General features: G+C 48.0%; 17 protein-coding genes. 10 read left to right on the forward strand and 7 right to left on the reverse strand.

Features of this window, described 5'->3' with window-relative positions; all coding sequences use genetic code 11:
* Positions 1 to 133: 133 nt before the first annotated feature.
* The 3 genes from MHB84_RS18470 (at position 134) to MHB84_RS18480 (ending at position 2662) form a co-directional block, all read left to right on the forward strand.
* Positions 134 to 1075, forward strand: a complete 942-nt coding sequence (locus MHB84_RS18470; protein WP_076290885.1) for a metallophosphoesterase — start codon at positions 134 to 136, stop codon at positions 1073 to 1075.
* Positions 1076 to 1114: 39 nt separating this feature from the next.
* Complete coding sequence (locus tag MHB84_RS18475) at positions 1115 to 1849, forward strand: metallophosphoesterase family protein (protein WP_076290884.1); 735 nt, start codon at positions 1115 to 1117, stop codon at positions 1847 to 1849.
* 180 nt (positions 1850 to 2029) lie between these two features.
* Positions 2030 to 2662: a GNAT family N-acetyltransferase gene (locus MHB84_RS18480; protein WP_083679041.1), complete on the forward strand. Its 633-nt coding sequence runs from the start codon at positions 2030 to 2032 to the stop codon at positions 2660 to 2662.
* A gap of 403 nt (positions 2663 to 3065) precedes the next feature.
* On the opposite strand, the gene MHB84_RS18485 is transcribed toward MHB84_RS18480, so the two are convergent.
* Positions 3066 to 3875, reverse strand: coding sequence for a histidinol-phosphatase (locus MHB84_RS18485; protein WP_063566084.1), 810 nt, complete (start codon positions 3873 to 3875; stop codon positions 3066 to 3068).
* Positions 3876 to 3907: 32 nt separating this feature from the next.
* Positions 3908 to 4810 carry a LysR family transcriptional regulator gene (locus MHB84_RS18490; protein ID WP_076290883.1) on the reverse strand — a complete coding sequence of 301 codons (903 nt, stop codon included), beginning with the start codon at positions 4808 to 4810 and terminating at the stop codon, positions 3908 to 3910.
* Between the two features lie 446 nt (positions 4811 to 5256).
* On the opposite strand from MHB84_RS18490, the gene MHB84_RS18495 reads away from it, so the two are divergent.
* From MHB84_RS18495 to MHB84_RS18515, 5 genes are all read left to right on the forward strand, one after another.
* On the forward strand, positions 5257 to 5715 hold the full coding sequence (locus MHB84_RS18495; protein ID WP_063566082.1) for a chemotaxis protein CheX: 459 nt from the start codon (positions 5257 to 5259) through the stop codon (positions 5713 to 5715).
* Positions 5716 to 5771: 56 nt separating this feature from the next.
* The gene (locus tag MHB84_RS18500; protein WP_063566081.1) at positions 5772 to 6545 is read left to right on the forward strand and encodes an SDR family NAD(P)-dependent oxidoreductase; all 774 of its coding nucleotides are present in this window, start codon (positions 5772 to 5774) and stop codon (positions 6543 to 6545) included.
* Between the two features lie 406 nt (positions 6546 to 6951).
* Positions 6952 to 8325, forward strand: coding sequence for a DEAD/DEAH box helicase (locus MHB84_RS18505; RefSeq protein ID WP_076290882.1), 1374 nt, complete (start codon positions 6952 to 6954; stop codon positions 8323 to 8325).
* A 27-nt stretch (positions 8326 to 8352) separates the two neighbouring features.
* Entirely contained in the window at positions 8353 to 9105 is a 753-nt protein-coding gene (locus MHB84_RS18510) for an ABC transporter ATP-binding protein (RefSeq protein WP_076290881.1), read from the forward strand.
* Between the two features lie 2 nt (positions 9106 to 9107).
* The gene (locus tag MHB84_RS18515) at positions 9108 to 10325 is read left to right on the forward strand and encodes an ABC transporter permease (RefSeq protein ID WP_076290880.1); all 1218 of its coding nucleotides are present in this window, start codon (positions 9108 to 9110) and stop codon (positions 10323 to 10325) included.
* Positions 10326 to 10484: 159 nt separating this feature from the next.
* On the opposite strand, the gene MHB84_RS18520 is transcribed toward MHB84_RS18515, so the two are convergent.
* From MHB84_RS18520 to MHB84_RS18530, 3 genes are all read right to left on the reverse strand, one after another.
* Positions 10485 to 10622 (reverse strand): hypothetical protein, encoded by a 138-nt coding sequence (locus MHB84_RS18520; protein ID WP_162842448.1) that lies wholly within the window; start codon positions 10620 to 10622, stop codon positions 10485 to 10487.
* 282 nt (positions 10623 to 10904) lie between these two features.
* The gene (locus MHB84_RS18525) at positions 10905 to 12203 is read right to left on the reverse strand and encodes an aminotransferase class I/II-fold pyridoxal phosphate-dependent enzyme (RefSeq protein WP_076290879.1); all 1299 of its coding nucleotides are present in this window, start codon (positions 12201 to 12203) and stop codon (positions 10905 to 10907) included.
* 178 nt (positions 12204 to 12381) lie between these two features.
* Positions 12382 to 12999, reverse strand: a complete 618-nt coding sequence (locus MHB84_RS18530; RefSeq protein WP_076290878.1) for a pyridoxamine 5'-phosphate oxidase family protein — start codon at positions 12997 to 12999, stop codon at positions 12382 to 12384.
* Positions 13000 to 13135: 136 nt separating this feature from the next.
* Between MHB84_RS18530 and pdxR the strand changes: the two genes are divergently transcribed.
* Both pdxR and MHB84_RS18540 read left to right on the forward strand, forming a co-directional pair.
* Complete coding sequence (gene pdxR / locus MHB84_RS18535; RefSeq protein WP_076290877.1) at positions 13136 to 14593, forward strand: MocR-like pyridoxine biosynthesis transcription factor PdxR; 1458 nt, start codon at positions 13136 to 13138, stop codon at positions 14591 to 14593.
* A 124-nt stretch (positions 14594 to 14717) separates the two neighbouring features.
* Entirely contained in the window at positions 14718 to 15503 is a 786-nt protein-coding gene (locus tag MHB84_RS18540; RefSeq protein WP_076290876.1) for a helix-turn-helix domain-containing protein, read from the forward strand.
* Between the two features lie 494 nt (positions 15504 to 15997).
* Here the strand turns inward: MHB84_RS18540 and asd are convergent, their stop codons facing one another.
* Positions 15998 to 16789: an archaetidylserine decarboxylase gene (asd, locus tag MHB84_RS18545; RefSeq protein ID WP_076290875.1), complete on the reverse strand. Its 792-nt coding sequence runs from the start codon at positions 16787 to 16789 to the stop codon at positions 15998 to 16000.
* A gap of 85 nt (positions 16790 to 16874) precedes the next feature.
* Complete coding sequence (locus MHB84_RS18550; RefSeq protein ID WP_076290874.1) at positions 16875 to 18005, reverse strand: YheC/YheD family endospore coat-associated protein; 1131 nt, start codon at positions 18003 to 18005, stop codon at positions 16875 to 16877.
* Positions 18006 to 18030: the final 25 nt, after the last annotated feature.

Raw genomic sequence — 18030 nt, forward strand, 5'->3', positions numbered from 1 at the left:
GAAGTCGTGATCCTTGGCATATATAGCCTAAGATCCCGGCTTCTTTTTCTGTACTCGCAAAGGAACCGGGCTAGTCATGCAGAATATGGTATACTAAGGGGATGGATTTGGAGCGGAAGAAGGAGGGGGACGCATGGGAGAAACACCGCGTGAGGGCAGCAAGATCTCGCCGCCCCGGCGCTCGAAGTATGGATCTGATTCGGAGGACTCCATTTTTCCCGGAGAGGAAAAGGATCATGATCCCTCCCGGCGCAGTTTTTTGATGCGCATGATCTTAATGACGGCGAGTGCCAGTTTGCTCACAGGAGGATATGCCTGGTTGTGGGAGCCTCGTCATCTGGAGATCAAGCATGTTGAATTGAAACTGCCCAAGTTTCCAAAAGCATTCGAGGGACTGCGTGTGATTCAGTTCAGTGATGCTCATCTTGGATTCCATACGGGGCTGAAACAAATGGAGAAGCTGGCTGAAACGATACGGGAACAACAGCCTGATCTGATTTGTTTTACCGGAGATATGGTTGAACGAGAGGCAGAACCGATGCGTGAATGTATTCCTGCACTGGCTTCAATGCAAGCGAAGTATGGCAAATATGCCGTATTGGGGAACCATGATTACCGAGGCCATCAGCAGCATGAAGTGGAGCTGATGTTTAAAGAGGCCGGGTTCACGTTGCTCCGGAATAGCCATGTTTTGATTGAACGAGGGGATTCACGTATTGCGATAGCAGGTTTGGATGACGCGCTTACGGGCAGACCTGATCCTGTTGTAGCAATCAAGGGATTGAGCAGAGAGGTCTGGAAACTGCTGCTTATGCATGAGCCCGATTATGCAGACATTGCAGCACCTTACGGTTTCGGACTACAGCTCTCTGGACACAGTCATGGCGGACAGGTGCGTTTTCCCTGGATTGGGGCACTGACTACACCGAGAGGTTCACTCAAGTATATTCAAGGGTTATATTACGCAGGGGATAAGCATATGCCAGTCTATGTGAACCGTGGCTTTGGCATGACCCAACTGCCGATTCGCTTTTTGTGCAGGCCGGAATTGACGGTTTTTGAATTAAAGGGTTAACAACATAAACAATATAGAGCATAAAGGGAGGTTAGCCGGATGGAACGAATTGCGATTGTATCCGATATTCATGGCAATATGACTGCTTGGGAAGCAGTATTAAAAGATATTCGGAGTCGCGGATTGAAGCGAATCTTTTGTCTTGGCGACCTCGTTGGCAAGGGGCCTGATCCGGTACAGGTAGTTGATCTGGTGAGGGAGACATGTGAGCAAGTTATCCGCGGCAACTGGGATGAATTGGTTGCGGTTAATCAGGACAATGAGAATTTTACTTGGCAAGCGAAGCGGCTGGGTAAGGAGCGATTGGCATATCTGGAGAGCTTGCCGTTTAGTCACCAATTAGAGCTGAGTGGTCGTACGATTCGCTTGGTGCATGCCTCTCCCCAAAGTGTATATCACCGTGTACAGCCGTGGGATGAGATCGAGAAAAGGTTAGCGATGTTCGATGCTCCGGCAGATGAACCTGAGCTTGGTGTGGCGGATGTTGTAGGATATGGGGACGTGCATAATGCATACTTGCAATTTATGAATGGGAAAATGTTGTTTAATGCGGGCAGTGTGGGTAACCCGCTTGATTTTACCCAGGCTTCTTACTGTATCCTTGAAGGAGAGAACAGCACTGATCGAAACAACCCGTTCAACCTTCAATTTGTAAGGGTTCCTTATGATATTGAGCAGGAAGTACAGATTGCTCAGCAGGCTCAGGTGCCTTCCCTTGATTTTTATATCCGGGAACTTCGTACGGGCGTTTATCGCGGGCTGCAAACGGATTAGTTATGTCAGGAATAATCCGCTGTAATGAATTGGCATACTAATGTTCGGGCTACTGAGCGGAGTACTGTGGAGTATAGTGATGTTTCATTGTTTATCCATGTATTTTATTTGCGCCGGATCATCCTCAGAGCATGCTTGTCTTACCGGACTAGAACCCGTTAGGCAAAAGGAGCGATTGTCATGCTGACCCGAAAAATGCTGGGCCAAGGATTGCCTGCTTTATGGACAGAGCGCCTTGTTCTTCGATCATTACGTCAGAGTGATTACAGCACGTTGTCGGAGCTGTTTTCCGACCCGCAGGTGATTCGTTATGTAAACAGGGGGAGTCAGCCCACGCCAATCCGGGCTCGGCGATTATTGAATCAGATTCGCAGCAGCAGTGCCAAGCTGGATTCACTGCATTACGGCATCTGCTGGAAAGGCAGCGAACAGATCATCGGCATCACTTCATTCCAGCATTGGAACGACCAGAACGGCACCGCACAGATTGGATATATTCTGAACAGGTCATGCTGGGGTAAGGGAGTCGCAACTGAGGCAGTACAGCGTTTGCTGGAATTCGGTTTTGCCGAACTTAATTTGTGCAAAGTGGAAGCGCGCTGTTACGAGGCAAATGTATCATCCGAACGGGTCCTCTGCAAAAGCGGTATGATTTATGAACGGACTCTGCCTTCGTTTGTTTTGAATCATGAGGATGGTGAGAAGCCGGATACTCTGCTGGATGTTAAGGTTTATAGTCTGTATCGTGAACAGCATGTCCGTTCTCCTTGGGAAAATCGCCTGCAAACGTTGGTATCCGACAAGCACGAGTAACATAGAATAGAAGCATATAGCATAAATCCAAAGAGCGTCTTTCAATTAGAAAAATATAGATCGTTTTAATGAAACAGCAGGGGCTTGAAACGAACTTCAATTATTTGTTACACAAATGAAATATAGCTGCAATTGAACTCTAACAGACAGCGGGTAAACTTATCTCATGACCCCCTTTTTGATAATAGATAATGCTGTTGGGACCCGCACTTAGCGGGTTCATTTTTTTTGTCTATATAAGTTTAACTATGGAATTTCTATACCAACACTCCGATACAGAACTACATTCCGCTATCGTGTAAATATTTAGTTGAACTTATATAACATTTTTTATATTAGGATACAAAGAAAAACCCTCACAGCGTTATTTTTACGCCGTGAGGGCTATTGTGATGTTCTATGTTTAAAACGGTACAACTTGCATTTGTTTCTGCTTGAAGTATACCCATTCGGTGAATCCAATCTCTTGCAAACGTGTACGCACGTCATCCAGTTCATCGGCAACACGCTGCGGTTTGTGGGCATCTGATCCGAAAGTCACTTTCACTCCATAATGATGCGCACGCTCCAGAATGGCATCGGAAGGGTACCAGCCCCCACTGAGTTTGGTTTTACCTGACGTATTAATTTCAATAGCCACGTTCGATTCTGCAATGACCTGCAACGTTTCATCGATGGCTTGATCCGCGATAATATCCGAGAAAGGTGGATAATTTCCTTTCATGGCATCAATATGTCCGAGAATCTGGAACATACCGCTTCGGGCCGATTGCCGAATCAAAGCATAGTAACTCTCTTTCACTTCAACCTTACGCGCATCGCTTAATCCGTTCCAGCGGGTTTTGTTGAATATGCTGACATCTTCCGTATGATGAACTGAACCAATAATATAATCAAAAGGATATTGCCCCAGTGTATTGCGATACAAATCGGCATGGACAGGGAAATAGTCGGATTCAATGCCAAGCAGCACATCAATTTTGCCCGCGTATTCTTCCTTCAGAGCCAGAACTTCTTCCACGTAATGACGCAATTCCGACTTGCCCATCGCGATCCGGGGAAAAGCCTGCTCCTCGTCACTTCCAAAGTAAGGTGTATGATCTGAGATACCGATGACCTGAAGTCCAGATTGAATACCTGCCTCAATATAGTCGCGAATATTGCCGTCTGCATGACCACAACGAAAATGATGGGTGTGAAGATCAAATTTCATATGGAAATCCTTCCTTTCTCATGGCTCATTTGTCATTCTGAACTGATGAACTGGGTCTCCGGCATGCCTTTGAGATCGCTCAGGAATTGCTGCATAGCCGAATTGAGATAACGACTTGATTTGTAAATGACTCCGACAGGGTGACTGACCTCCAGTTCACTGAGTGGAATCATGCGCAGTGTGCCTTGCCGTAACTCGTGGGCAACGGATTGTTTGGATATAACGGCTGCCCCGAGATTAATCTCAACCATCCGTTTTACTTCCTCGCTGCTCGACAACTCCATAACGATATTGGGCTCAATATTATGTTTTTTGAAAATGCCTTCCGTAAAGCGGCGTCCTACCGTATCCGGAGATAGCAAAATCAGAGGTGTGCTGCGCAGGACATCCACCGCCGCATGCTTTTGCTTTGCCAGTGGATGGAATGGGGATACGACAAGTTCGAAAGTATCATAATACAGCACGGACGTATTCAGGTTAGGATTCCGTTCCGTGAGATAACCGATACCGATGTCTACCATTCCATTCTCGACCTGGGTATAGATCTGGGAGGAAGGCAGGGATTGGATACTGGTTTTGATGAGTGGAAATTGATCCTGAAAGTAGGATAAGACCCGTGGCAAAATCTGAATGGCAATGGACGTGGTTGTACCTAGTCTGATATGTCCCTGAGGAGTCTCATCGAGATCCATCAGCTTCTGTTTCAGCTCACCCACGATGTCCAGCATACGTTCGGCATGTTGAAGAAACACCTGTCCGCGATCGGTAAGGGTGACCGGTTGGTTCCGATCGACAAGAACGGTACTGAATTCATCCTCCAGGCTCTTGATTTGGGCCGAGACGGCAGGTTGAGTCAGATTTAGAAGTTCTCCGGCTTTGCGGAAACTCATCGTTTTCGAGATGGTAATCAGCGTCTCCAGTTGACTGATATTCATGTATGGCCTCCTTGCACGTAAAATGTCTTCTGTCTATCCATAGGTGGAATCCCGTAACTGGTCATTGTTCCGTTCCTTAAATTATAGGTGATTCAGGACAGCAGGGCAATGAAGGGAACATCATGGATTTGGGGAGGTCCATAAGAACGAGAAATTAATTTTATTTCAAGAAATTAAATTTTCAACATTTTAAGAAACAGTAAAAAAGTCCTAAATGCCTTTTGCCATGCCTCTTCATGGCAATTGTTCTTGCAACAGATGCGAAAAGCCTCGTTTTTTCGCTAGAATCAGCTATAAACATTTGCCCCGCGGATGACGATAAATTATAGTACACATGCCTTGCCGAATTCTTGGTGAATTCTTGTACGTGATAAAGTATAATAAATTTATGAATATGGGACTTTTGGTGTGTGACCAATAACCCAGTGTAAGGGGGACATTAGACAGTGAAAGCGGAAGTGATTAATCCTTTCCTGGAATCCGCACGGAACGTATTCGAACAGCTCATCCAGGTTTCGCCTTCCACCGGGAGTCTTGGCGTGAAAAATGTGGAGTACATCGCAGACCATGTCTGGATCGTGATCGGAATGACTGGACAACTGAGCGGAAACATCGTGTTTGGAATACAAGAGTCGGTAGCATTGAAAATCGTTTCTGCCATGATGGGCGGCTTTGTCATTACAGAAATGGACGAAATGAGTAAAAGTGCTATTTCTGAACTTGGCAATATGATTAGCGGCAATGCAAGTACCATCCTGTCCAATCAGGGTGTCGTTGTTGATATTACACCTCCACAAGTGATGAATTCCGAATACGTGAGTTCTTTTAGTGCAACGAAAGCATTGAGTATTCCTTTGCTGATGGACGGAATCGGTGAGATGGATATTCAAGTGATGATCTCGTAGAATAGAACCATACGCCTCTTGGGGCAATATGTGTTCAATACGGGAGGACATCGGGTATGTTGAAAGATCAGGTTGTTTTTATCACAGGTGCGTCGAGCGGAATTGGTGCGCTCTGTGCACAGATGCTGATAGAAGAAGGAGCCATCCCGATTCTGGCTGCCCGCTCGCGGGACAAGCTGGAAGAGATTGGTGCTTCGCTGAAAGGGCAACATGAACTACTCACGTTAGATGTAACGAATACTGAGCAAGTTCAGACAGCCGTGGATGCGATGTTGCAGAAATACGGACGAATCGATATTTTGCTGAATAACGCTGGTTACGGAAAATTTGCAGCGATGACGGATATGTCTGTGCAGGAATTCGATGAGATGATGGACGTTAATTACATGGGCATTGTTCGCTGCACCAAGGCAGTACTGCCGCAGATGTTACAACGAGGCAGAGGACAAATCGTGAATGTAGCTTCCATGGCTGGCAAGATCGGAACTGCAAAATCCGCTTCATATACGGCAACCAAACATGCTGTACTTGGCTTCAGCAATGCCCTGCGCCAGGAACTTCGCAAGACTGGAGTCACGGTAACGACCATTAATCCCGGACCCATCGATACACCGTTCTTCCAACGGGCAGACCCCTCCGGTAACTATGTTAATAATGTACGCTGGATGATGCTGAAGCCGGAAGAGGTTGCGGGGCATATGATCCGTGCGATGAAGAAGCGCAAGGAAGAAGTGAATCTGCCCAGACTGGCTTCGGCTGGAGTGTGGCTGTATCAGCTATTTCCGCGTCTCGCTGACAGGCTGTCGCACGGTGTAATGAATCAGAAGTAAGATGCAACAATGGGCATCATATATCGGATAAAAGAAGGGCTCCGCCGAGGGGCTTTTCTTTTTTTTGTCTGCAAAGACATGTTTCATGAATAAGATTTGGTCCGTAGGCTTTTTTCGCATATAATGAAAGGTAATGTGATGACAGGCTTCGGTTTTATTAGTACAAGCAGGGCTATATATGTTCAACTAAACATTTACACGATAACGGAGAGGACAGAAATAACCTGAAGAAGCGAAGCTACAAGCTTTCTGCAAGAAAGCTACTTCGAAAGCATCCACTTCGCCAAAAAGCTTTCTGAAAGAAAGCTGCATCGGAAGGTTGTTCTGTCATCGGAGTGTTAGTGTAAATATTTATTAGTTGAATGTATATAGCGTCATAACGAATAAATTTAAAGGATGGACATACATGACGAATCAAACATTTGCTTCAATTGGCGTAGAACAGGATCTTGAGGCTGTACTCGCCAAACATGGCATCAACGAACCTTCACCGGTACAGGCACAGACGATCCCGGTTATTTTGGAAGGTCGCGATGTGGTTTCAAAATCTCAGACGGGAACAGGCAAGACACTCGCCTATTTGCTGCCACTGCTGCAATCCATCAAAAGTGATGTAAAAGGAACACAGAAGCTCATCATAGCTCCTACACAAGAGCTGGCGATGCAGATTGTACGGGAAGCACAGCGATATGGAGAAGAACGCAAAATTGGCGTTCTGGGGCTAATTGGTGGCGCCGCAGTAAAACGTCAGATCGAGAAGCTGCGTGAACACCCGGAACTGGTTGTAGGAACGCCAGGACGTCTGAAGGAACTGATCACGCTGAAAAAGCTGAAAATGCACAATGTCTCCACGATTGTTATTGACGAGGCAGACCAGGTATTCCAGCTCGGCGGGGTAAGTGATGTGGACTTCGTATTGCGCAGTGCCCTGCGCGACCGTCAGCTTATTTTCTTGTCAGCAACGATTGATGAACATACTGCTGGACTCGCGAAGCGGGAGATGAAAGAGCCGGTACAGATCGGAATTGAACCGGACCGGGCAACTGCGGCGGGACTTGAGCATTTTTATTTTGTGGAAGAAAACCGCAACAAAATTGATATGCTGCGCCGTCTGGTTAGACAGTATAACCCGGATCGCGCCATCGTTTTTGTGAATGCTACCGAGGATATTGGCGAGGTTGAAGCGAAAATGAATCATCTGGGCTTCTCCGCAGCTGCGCTGTATGGCGATGCTGACAAAGTGACGCGTAGCAACGTGCTATCCGCTTTCCGTAACGGAAAACTGCAACTATTGATCGCGAGCGAAGTTGCAGCCAGGGGGCTGGATATTGAAGGTTTGCCTATGGTCATTAACTATGACCCTGCATTTGATTCGGAACACTATGTTCACCGTGCAGGAAGAACAGGTCGTATGGGTCGCAGTGGTATTGTGTTGTCGATCGTGGACGAAACGCAAATTTTCATTATGCGCAAGTTTGCGCGGGAACTTGGAATCGAATTGCCGGAACGTGTATTGTTCGGGGGTAAAGTGCTGGAGGCTGATCCACGTCCGGATACGCGGCCTGAAGGCCATTCTTTCTCTAGAAAACCAGGGCAGTCCCGGGATCGTAGACCTGGTCAGGCGAGCCGCAATGGCGGTGCTAGAACTGCTGCTTCGAATCAACGTCCGGCGGGCAGCAAGCCAGCTGGCAATACTGGCAGAACTGAACGGGACCAGGATCGCAAGAACAAGGGCGCTCCCAAATGGAGCAAAGGTAAAGAGACACGCTCTGAAGAATAAAACCTGACGAAAGAGGTGCAGGGATAGATGGATAACGTTCAACCACCCGTATTGAAAATCAACGGGCTAAGCGGAGGATACAGTGCCAAGCGGCCGGTCCTCCACGGCATCGATCTGGAAGTTGGACGCGGAGAAATGGTCGGACTGATCGGATTAAACGGTGCTGGCAAAAGTACTACGATGAAGCATATTTTAGGATTGATGACCCCTCAACAGGGAGAAGTGCGGGTCATGGGCAAGAAGCGGGACGAAGATCCACAGGTATATCAATCTGCCATGGCCTTTGTACCGGAATCTCCTGAACTGTATGACGAGATGACAGTCATGGAGCATCTGGAGTTTACGGCCAGAGCATATGGTGTTTCTGAGGCTGATTTCAAAAAGCGTACGGAGAAACTGCTGGACTTGTTCCGCATGAATGAGAAAAGCACAAGTCTGTCGACCCACCTGTCCAAAGGTATGCGGCAAAAGGTCATGATCATGTGTGCTTTTGTGGCAGGTCCGCCACTCTATATCATTGATGAACCTTTCCTGGGACTTGACCCGCTCGGAATCCGCTCTTTGCTTGATTTTATGCTTGAAATGAAGGCTTCGGGATCATCCATTTTGTTGAGTTCACACATTCTGTCCACCATTGAAAACTACTGTGACCGTTTTATTGTCCTGCACCGAGGACAGGTCATTGCTCAAGGGACGCTGAATGAGCTGCGTACTCAATTCGGGGAATCGAACGCCACGTTGGAGCATATGTTCTATTCCCTTGTACAAGGCAGGGATTAAGCATGGATCTGAAGCAGTTATGGAAGCAAAGACGCACGGGATTCTGGAATGGAATTCTTCCTTATCTGGGTTATGTCATTCAGAGCGGCGTAGCCATGGTTTTCTTATTTCTCGTCATTGCGTTCTCCGCCTGGTATACATCGTTTGTACAGCACATTCCGGCGGGATTTCCGATTCGCTGGATTACGCTGCTGCTGCTGGCACCCCTGGTGCTGTTTAGCAGTTATCGTACATATCTGCATCCGGCAGACATCGTATTTTTACGTCCGCAGGAATATCGGATGCACGAATATCTGAAAAACAGCTTCGCTCGTGGCATCATCTATAAAACCTTGGGTATGCTGCTCGTATTTGTAACGTTGTGGCCGCTTTATGTTCGAGCAGATCAGGATGCAAGGCCATTTGGCTGGTTTATCCTGCTTCTCCTGTTGTGGAAAGGGTTATCGAGCTATGGGGCTTGGCAGGAACTGCGCATGGTGCAAATTGGGGCCGCTAGAGGATATCGTTTGCTCCGATGGGCATTGGCTGTATTGGCGGTTGCCGCCTGGTTGTGGCAGCCTCCACAGCGCAGCATCTGGTTCCTGCTGCTGCTGGCTGTTGTATATATCGTTGCTCTGCGTATCCCTTCGAAACATCGGGTTTCATGGGAACGTCTGATTCAGGTCGAGAAGGGCCAGGCTGGACGAGTGATGCGTACGCTGGGATGGTTCGTAGATGTTCCTTCATCAGGCCAAAAAGTAAGTTCTCGTCGCTGGCTCAGCAAATGGGGGAGTGGTCTTCCGTGGAATGCAGGAAAAGCCTATCGCTATTTGATTACCAAAACGTTCATCCGAACTGAAGTGTTCTCCATCGTGGTGCGCTTGGTTGTACTGGGCATGTTGCTGTCCTGGTGGACGGCAGGCAGTTATTTCGGTATTGGTGTATACCTGTTCTTCCTGCTGCTTGCAGGTGTGCAACTGGGTGCGCTGCGACGCAGTCATAGTGAATCGTTCTGGATTATGATTTATCCCATCTCGGGAGAGAGTCGTCGATCCCAGGTGCTAGGGTTCATCTCGAATCTACATGCGCTGGTTGCTCTGCTTATGTGGTTGCCGATGCTGGCTGCGGGATGGAGTGGACTGAGCATGACCATAGCAGCACTGGTCCTTGGTGTGCTGGTCATCTACTTGATGCGACGTTCTCAGGGGAACAAGTGGTTGAAGGAAGAAGAGGATGAATGAACGGTTGGGCGTATGACTAGTTAGCGTCCAATGGCAACGCCGACTAGGGACGCTTGCGTAACATAACAAAAGAAGGGTATTCCGAGCTGTATCCCGGAATACCCTTCTTTGTGCTACAGTCAGCTTACCTTGTTCCGAATCCTGGTGAGGACGTATGGACTAACAGAGGAACGATTTTGTGATAATGACGAGCAAGATGAACAGAACGAGAATGGCACCTGTATTTGTAAATCCTCCTCCGTAACCGTAACCGCCGCATCCATAACCGCCTCTTGTTTCTTCAACTACTCCAGACATATGGTCATTCCCCTTTCAAGTGGTGTTAGGCACGCCCTTGCGTACATCGTATATTATGTGCCTTGGGGATAGGCTGATTGGGCCGTTGCCCGGTAGAGCCTGAAAATCTTCGTTTTGGGCATTTGCCCGTCAAGATAGCCATACGTTTTCAGGTTGGAAAACAAAACACCCCTTTGTATCTAGAGGCATTCATCAGGATACAAAGGGGGTTATATTTGTCAGGCAACGGATGCAAGTCCGCTCCCTGACTTATTTATTTGGATAAGCATTATTGCATATAAATTAAGTTGTCTGTAGATCCAAAACTCCACGATAAATCGTATCGAACAGATCTTCCAGTCCGGATTCTTCAATACAGGAGAAGGCAATTCGCAGATCGGCTTCACCCAGCGCAATAGTACCGACGCCGTATTTCTGTAGCAAATGGGTCCGTAGCTGCTCTGCGCCGACATCCTTCAGCTTCAGGCACATGAAGTAACCGGAGTTGAACGGATAGTAATCCCATACCTCACCGTATTTACCGCTATCGAGGATGGATTTTACTTTGTTGGCGCGGCCTTTCATGATTTCAAACTTCTCCAGCTTCTGTGCTTCAAACTCAGGTGCTTTCAGCGCATCCAATACAAAAGTTTGGGAAGGATGCGGACCACTGGAGATGGTTGCCCGGATAATACCGAGTGTTTTTTGCTCCAGAGCATGGAGAACTGCAGCATCTTCATGAGCGTACGTGATGAATCCAACACGGAAGCCCCATACAAATTCTTCCTTTGTGGCACCGTCAACTTTGACAGTCAACACACGTGGGTGGAGGTTCGCCAGTTTGCCAAACAGGGATTCGTGAATGGAATCTTCGAAGAAGAGACCAAAGTAGGCATCATCTGTCACAGCAACAACGTTCACACCAGCCTCAGCTGCTTGACGAATCGTATCCACGATTGCATCTGCTTCTTCAGCTCCAGGTGTATAACCTGTCGGGTTGTTCGGGAAGTTCAGCAGCACGATGGCTTTGCCTTTGTCCTTCTGCGCAAGCAACGCTTCTAGCAGGCCTGCACTGTTAAAGTTCAATTGATCATCGAACAGGGGATAATGAACTAACTCGCCATGACGACGAATTCCGAAGGTTAGCTCATAATTTTCCCAGTTTTTATCCGGATATATAACAGCGTCCCCTTCTTCGGCGAACAGGTCGGCTACGATACTCAGTCCATGAGTTAATGCGTTAGTCACAATGGGGTTACCAAACGTTTTACCTTCAAGGGAAGGTGTTTCCTTCAGCATCTTGTCTCTCCATACGGTCCGCAACTCAGGCTTTCCTGCAGGCGGAGCGTAAGGGTACAAATCCTTCGGTTGGTATGCAGACAGCTTATCCTGAATAACAGCCAAGTGCATCGGCACACCGCCCTCCAGGGCAATACCAATCGTAGCATTGTAGGTTTTGGCCAGACTTGCTGCTTCAGCAGACTGACTCAAGATACCTTCTTTTGGAAAATAGATTTCTTTGCCGAGCTGCGACAGCATGGAGTAGACGTGACTGCTGCCTGCCTGAATACTTTCGTTCAACTGTTCAGCCAGTGGATTCATTCTTTTCATCCTTCCAAGTCTTTGGGATTCAACTGCCTAACATTATAACACCTTACATTGCCCCCGTCACGGAAATTACGCATAATGACAGTTTTATCACTTTACCGCGTTGTTGCAGGTGTTTTTGAGTGAGGTTAATGTCACTTCTCCCGATTGATTATACGATAGAAAATGGATGTTATTTCTGATGAAAAGGACAGTATTTCCGCATCATTTCGGCAGTTTCCGCATCTCGTCCTTCGTTACGCTGTTCCAGTTCGCCGCTAATATGATCAAAGCGTTCAGCCGAGAGGTTCTGTCCAAATTTGAACTTGGCACTGACCCGTTCAGGAACAATGCGGACCACAGCAACCGCTTTGAGATTACCCTTGTAGCGGGGATCAGCTGCATTAATGGGGATATATCCGCCCTGCGGTTGGAGTTTCTCCATAAAACGTTGAAGAACCTTGCCCTTGATATCCAGATCCTGAACCGGCTCTGCCTGTCCGAATGCCATTACACTTTTGAAAAAAGAAGTTGCCGGACAAGCTAACTCGGGATCACTGAAATAAGATGGAATCAGGGAAAACTCTTCTGCAACGGTAAAACTGACGGAGGAATCCTGCTTGATCTGTTTCATTTTTTCTCCTGCAAGACTGCCGTGGAAATAAAAACAACCGTCCATATATACGAAGTTTAGCGGTGTTACCCTTGGCTGCCCATCTGGACTGACCGTTCCCAGAAAACCAAAGGAGCATTGATCCAGAAATGTTATCATTTCCTGCTCTTCATCTACATTGAATTCTTTTCTTCTCATCGGTGTTCCCCCTTGAATGGCATGTGGATAAGATCGCTGTACCTTAGCCATAACAATAGAACCTGCATTGACATATAAAAAGATCCAATTTACATTCACTTTAATAGACCAATTTTTTCGGAAAAAGAGGTGCACGATGGAATTGTGGCTGCCTATGGATTCATACGTGGTTCAACACCGTTACAAATACGAGGCATTGTACCATGCTTTGCGTGACGCCATCCATGCAGGGACGCTGGTTGGAGGCACAAGACTGCCTTCCACCCGAGAGCTGGCACGTCAATATGAAATGTCACGCGGCTCCGTGGCCCAGGTATATGACATGCTGCTCGCGGATGGTTATGTGCGGGCACATAGGGGGAGAGGAACTTTTGTTTCGGACACCTTAACAGCGCAGGAACATGAGGAAGAGGAGGCAATCATTCAACTTTCTCCATGGGGAGAGCGGGTGAGTACGCTGAATATTCAGAATCAAAAGCAACAAACGTCAGCCCTTGCACCGGAGCAACGAGTCATCAACTTCCATGTACAGCGTATGCCTGCCGAGCATTTCCCACAAGCGGAATGGAAAAGTGCGCTGGCCGCCGTTCATCGAAGCGGGTCGCATGAACAAAGTGGTGCTGCCGGAGACCCTGAACTGCGTGAGGCCATCGCATCACATCTGAGGTGGACACGAGGCATTCAGGCTGAGGCATCACAGATCGTGCTGTTTAGTGGTTCCATGCAGGGCATCACTTTGCTGGCGCAGCTGCTTATTCCTGAGGGGGCCGCTGTCGTATTGGAAAATCCGGGATATCAGGGAATCGCTCATGCCGTTAGGTCCTGCGGAGGAAAGATTATTCCAGCGGAAGTAGATACCGGGGGGATTGTTCCGCAGTCCTGGGAAGCACAGACGTTATTTGTGACACCAACCCGCCAGTTTCCTACAGGGGCTGTCCTTGGCCTGGATAGACGGAGAGCCATACTTGAATGGGCCTCCGAGCGAAATGCCGTCATTATTGAAGATGATTATGATAGTGAATTTCGCTGGGGAGGTAGGCCGATTGAACCGCTCAAAGTACTCGATCGTGAACAACGGGTCATCTATGTCGGATCGTTCTCACAAACGATGGTTGCATCCTTCCGGCTTGGTTACGCGGTTCTGCCACCCAGTCTGGTGCAGCCACTGATCGCTGCAAAAGCACTGTATGAACCCGTACCTCCAGCCCTTCTGGAGCAGCGTGCACTTGCGAAGTTTATGGCCCGAGGAGGGTATTTGCGCCATCTAAGAAGGTTAACCCGTCTCTATGGGGAACGGCATGCTTTTTTTGTCAGTGAGATGAAGCGGGAATTACCGGAACCTTTCATCATGCAGCCTGGAGATGCTGGATTGCATATTTATGCTACGTGGAAAGGGGATATCAACAGTTACGAGCGGTTCAAGGCACTGGCTCAGGAAGAAGGTGTCCTGTTCCGCGATGCGGTGCGTTATCGGCTTACTTCAGGTCATCCGGCTGTGTGTTTTGGCTTTGCACATCTGGAGAAAGGGGAGATTCAAGAGGGGATAAGAAGAATGCGGTTAGCATGGGAGAAGTGCACATTTTCGTTTCGGTGAATTCCGCTGTATAATGGGATAAGGCGTTTCGCTCCAGCAGGAGCAGAAATTATATATAAACACATATCTCATCATTTTTGATGCAGTATGCAAAAGAGATTAACTTTCAAGGGGGAGTGGCGACATGCTGCAGGCATCGCCGTCATCTTTTGTTATTTTGCCCGCCGTCGCCAAAATTGTCTGCGAACCGGGATGGAAGTGGCAGAAGCGGGAAAAACCGATGCAAAACTATGACTTATTTTATGTATGGAGTGGTGAAGGGACCGTTGTGCTGAATGACCGGTCGTATGAAGTTGGCAAGGGTAGTTGTTTTCTGTTCAGGCCAGGCGATCATCCTACTGCAACACATAATAAGCAAAAACCGTTGGTACTTACGTATATTCATTTTGATGTAGATATACCCGTTAATGATGTTCCCCAGTCCTATCGTGAGGTACTGGAAACGGTGGAATTCGAGCATTTGCTGGCTCGGTATGTAAGACTGTTTCTATCCGATGTATATGGGCGGGATGAGGAGAGCCGACTGATTCTGAAACAGCTGATGATTCATTTGCTGCGCGCGGACACGGAATCTCCTGTGGAGAAAAAGGTGAGCAACCAGTTGTCTGATGTCATCCAGGAGGTTGCTAACTATGTACGTCAGCATCCGGGGATAACACATCGCGTGGAAGACCTCGCTGCAAGGGCTGGATTATCGCCTCGATACTTCTCGATTAAGTTCAAGGAATTGATTGGTTCGTCCGTGCAATCCTATATCATTCGCATGCGCATTGAGCGGGCCGAGCATCTGTTGGTGCACACTGGCATGAATGTGACCGAAGTGGCAGATGCCCTTGGGTACCGCGATATCTTTTTCTTCAGTCGTCAGTTCAAGCAGTACACCGGCAAAAGTCCGTCCGAGATTCGATAGGACTTCTCTCTGACCGGAAGAATATGGAAACGTTTCAAAGCTGGAAAGCAGGGGTAAGTATGTAGCATTCCAGACGAAAGGGGGAACTTGTGATGAACGGAAAACGTCGGGTCCGCAACCGGGGATGCTCTATTAAGGGCTTTAATATTTTCCGGAACCGCCTGCGCCGCTCCAAACCGGCAGAGGAAATGCAGGACGTATGGTTTTAAGGAATGGTCTGAAAACCAATATGACGAAGCTTAGCTTCGTATTGCATGTATACATGGAATGGGAACGGTAATCATCCTGACTTCTACATAGCTCTGAAGCGGATAATCGAATTCTCTGATTAGCAAAAGGTACTCATAGCCTGGACACTTTACCCTAAAAAGGTGTTCCGGCTGTGAGTACCTTTTTATATTTTTTATATAGGCCAAAGTTCTGTGTAATCTCTTTCTTTAGATCGGAAATTAAAAAAGATGACTCCTGTTATTCAGGAATCATCTGCGCATTGCTCAATGGATTGGTTTTAACCGACCGAGCAACTCTCCCATTTTGACGGAGTCGCCAGGCTGCAAGCCTGGTTTCGGTTCGAATGTGCCGCTCTGCGTTAACAGTACGACGGTGGAACCGAATTCAAAATATGCGAGATCATCGCCTTGTGCCCATGAACTTACATCTGCACCAGCGTACTGTATGCTGCTCACATTCATTGCGCCTACTTTCACGACAGCAACTTCTCCAAAGTCATGAGCAATATACGTAATGAGCCTTTCGTTGCGACTCAGCACCGATTTCATATGGGTCAGACCAAAATCATTTACAGGATATACCTTGCCCTTAATATGTTCACTCTCAATGCGGCGACCGCTAACAGGCGCATGAATGCGATGATAGTCGCGTGGGCTGAGATACAGGACAAAGGCATAACCGTGCTTGTACTTCTCCAGATGTGGCGAGTGGTTTAATAATTCAGCAAGTGTATAATTTTGTCCCTTAACATTCAGGAGCGTTCCAGCAGATACAGGACCGGCTGCCGTAATTTTGGCATCTACCGGACTGATCAGAGCATGTTCTGAAAGTTCAAGCGGGCGCATGCCCGGTTTAAGTTTACGGGTAAAGAAATCATTCAAAGAACGATATTCCTTCCAGTCTTTCTCAGCTTCCTGAACAGGGATGTCGTAGGTCCGGACAAAATAAGGGATAAATGCCTTGCTTCCCCGGCTCTTGGAGAAGGCTCCCACAGTCCGGGAGATCCATTTGCGAGAAGAAAGCTCGGTCATTAACCGCAACAGCGTTTTTGCCATGAATATCCCCCTTAGGGTTAGTGCGAACTTCAAGGCCGGCAGGACCGGCCGTTCTGCATAATATTGACACAGAATGCCCACGAAATCAATATAGGCCACGATCATACGTCTGGGGCTGCCGCGGTATGCGCGAATTCTGCTCCAGAAGCAGACGTCCATAAGCCATCGGTTGCCGGTAGCTGGCTTTCCAAGTCTCCGTCATTCCGGCCTTCCGGAAACCGTAGCGCTGATCCCTTCCGTTGCATTCGATAAAATAAATCTGGCCCTTCGCTGTTATCCCCAGATCAAGTCCAAGGTCCGCAAGATGAGGCAGGCTGGAAGCCAGCGTCCGTGCGATTCGGAGCCCGACAGATCGGATTCTGGCCTCCAGTTCAAGTGCATGCCAATCGGTTGCCTGCAAGTCAAGGGCTTCAGCCAGCGTCATGACTTTGCTACCTTGGGCGATATTGGTAACAAACGTATGAGCCGGAGCCACCTTTGCGAATATGCCCGTGATCCCCCACAAACCGTCGCTTCCACGCTGCACGGATACCCGCAGATCTACGGGTCTTCCTTCATAACGGACCAGAGGTATCCGCTCTTCAATGAGATAGGCATGCCGGAAAATACGGCGCAGGGTGGCTGATGGCAGTTGTCCCTTATTCAGTCGAAAGGTGGCCCATCCCTTGCGTGAAGTCCTTGTCTCACATGTCAGTTTCCACTGACCATCCTTTTCAAATATCCGCATAATGCCGTGACCGATGCTTCCGCTGCAAGGCTTGATCACCAGATCATCGTAATTTTCCATCATATATGCCAAAGACTCAGGTGTAGCCTTGACCGCACGGGGGAGGTGCTGCCTGAGACCGGGGTCCTGATAAAGCATCTCGTGAATGTGGTCTTTGCGGTATCGATTGCGTACATTGTATACCTGTATGCCCTGCAACAATAGTTTGGTTACCTGATGCTGCTCCGAACGGCGAAGCTGGAGAGCCCGGTTATGAATAACGGAGGGCAAGGGCATTCTTTGACGAACGTATATGCCCTCTTTTTTTACATAAGCAATACAGGTTTTGGTATCCGCATCCACGTCCTCCAGCCGCAAAAAACAAGGGGTTAATCCATAACAGGCCGCTGCCTGTTCAACATTCGCAAGTGATTCCTGACCTGTCCTCCCAGCTGGTATCCCCCGGTACATGCGTGAATCGAACATAATACCGATCGTTTCTTGTAGCATGACCGTTCCTCCTTCAATGTTATCG

The sequence above is a fragment of the Paenibacillus sp. FSL F4-0087 genome (assembly GCF_038020215.1).
Classification (GTDB): Bacteria; Bacillota; Bacilli; order Paenibacillales; family Paenibacillaceae; genus Paenibacillus; species Paenibacillus taichungensis.

Coding starts and splice junctions, on each gene's coding strand:
- MHB84_RS18470 (WP_076290885.1), top strand. CDS start 134: ATGGGAGAAACACCGCGTGAGGGCAGCAAGATCTCGCCGCCCCGGCGC.
- MHB84_RS18475 (WP_076290884.1), top strand. CDS start 1,115: ATGGAACGAATTGCGATTGTATCCGATATTCATGGCAATATGACTGCT.
- MHB84_RS18480 (WP_083679041.1), top strand. CDS start 2,030: ATGCTGACCCGAAAAATGCTGGGCCAAGGATTGCCTGCTTTATGGACA.
- MHB84_RS18485 (WP_063566084.1), bottom strand. CDS start 3,875: ATGAAATTTGATCTTCACACCCATCATTTTCGTTGTGGTCATGCAGAC.
- MHB84_RS18490 (WP_076290883.1), bottom strand. CDS start 4,810: ATGAATATCAGTCAACTGGAGACGCTGATTACCATCTCGAAAACGATG.
- MHB84_RS18500 (WP_063566081.1), top strand. CDS start 5,772: ATGTTGAAAGATCAGGTTGTTTTTATCACAGGTGCGTCGAGCGGAATT.
- MHB84_RS18505 (WP_076290882.1), top strand. CDS start 6,952: ATGACGAATCAAACATTTGCTTCAATTGGCGTAGAACAGGATCTTGAG.
- MHB84_RS18510 (WP_076290881.1), top strand. CDS start 8,353: ATGGATAACGTTCAACCACCCGTATTGAAAATCAACGGGCTAAGCGGA.
- MHB84_RS18515 (WP_076290880.1), top strand. CDS start 9,108: ATGGATCTGAAGCAGTTATGGAAGCAAAGACGCACGGGATTCTGGAAT.
- MHB84_RS18520 (WP_162842448.1), bottom strand. CDS start 10,622: ATGTCTGGAGTAGTTGAAGAAACAAGAGGCGGTTATGGATGCGGCGGT.
- MHB84_RS18525 (WP_076290879.1), bottom strand. CDS start 12,203: ATGAATCCACTGGCTGAACAGTTGAACGAAAGTATTCAGGCAGGCAGC.
- MHB84_RS18530 (WP_076290878.1), bottom strand. CDS start 12,999: ATGAGAAGAAAAGAATTCAATGTAGATGAAGAGCAGGAAATGATAACA.
- pdxR (WP_076290877.1), top strand. CDS start 13,136: ATGGAATTGTGGCTGCCTATGGATTCATACGTGGTTCAACACCGTTAC.
- MHB84_RS18540 (WP_076290876.1), top strand. CDS start 14,718: ATGCTGCAGGCATCGCCGTCATCTTTTGTTATTTTGCCCGCCGTCGCC.
- asd (WP_076290875.1), bottom strand. CDS start 16,789: ATGGCAAAAACGCTGTTGCGGTTAATGACCGAGCTTTCTTCTCGCAAA.
- MHB84_RS18550 (WP_076290874.1), bottom strand. CDS start 18,005: ATGCTACAAGAAACGATCGGTATTATGTTCGATTCACGCATGTACCGG.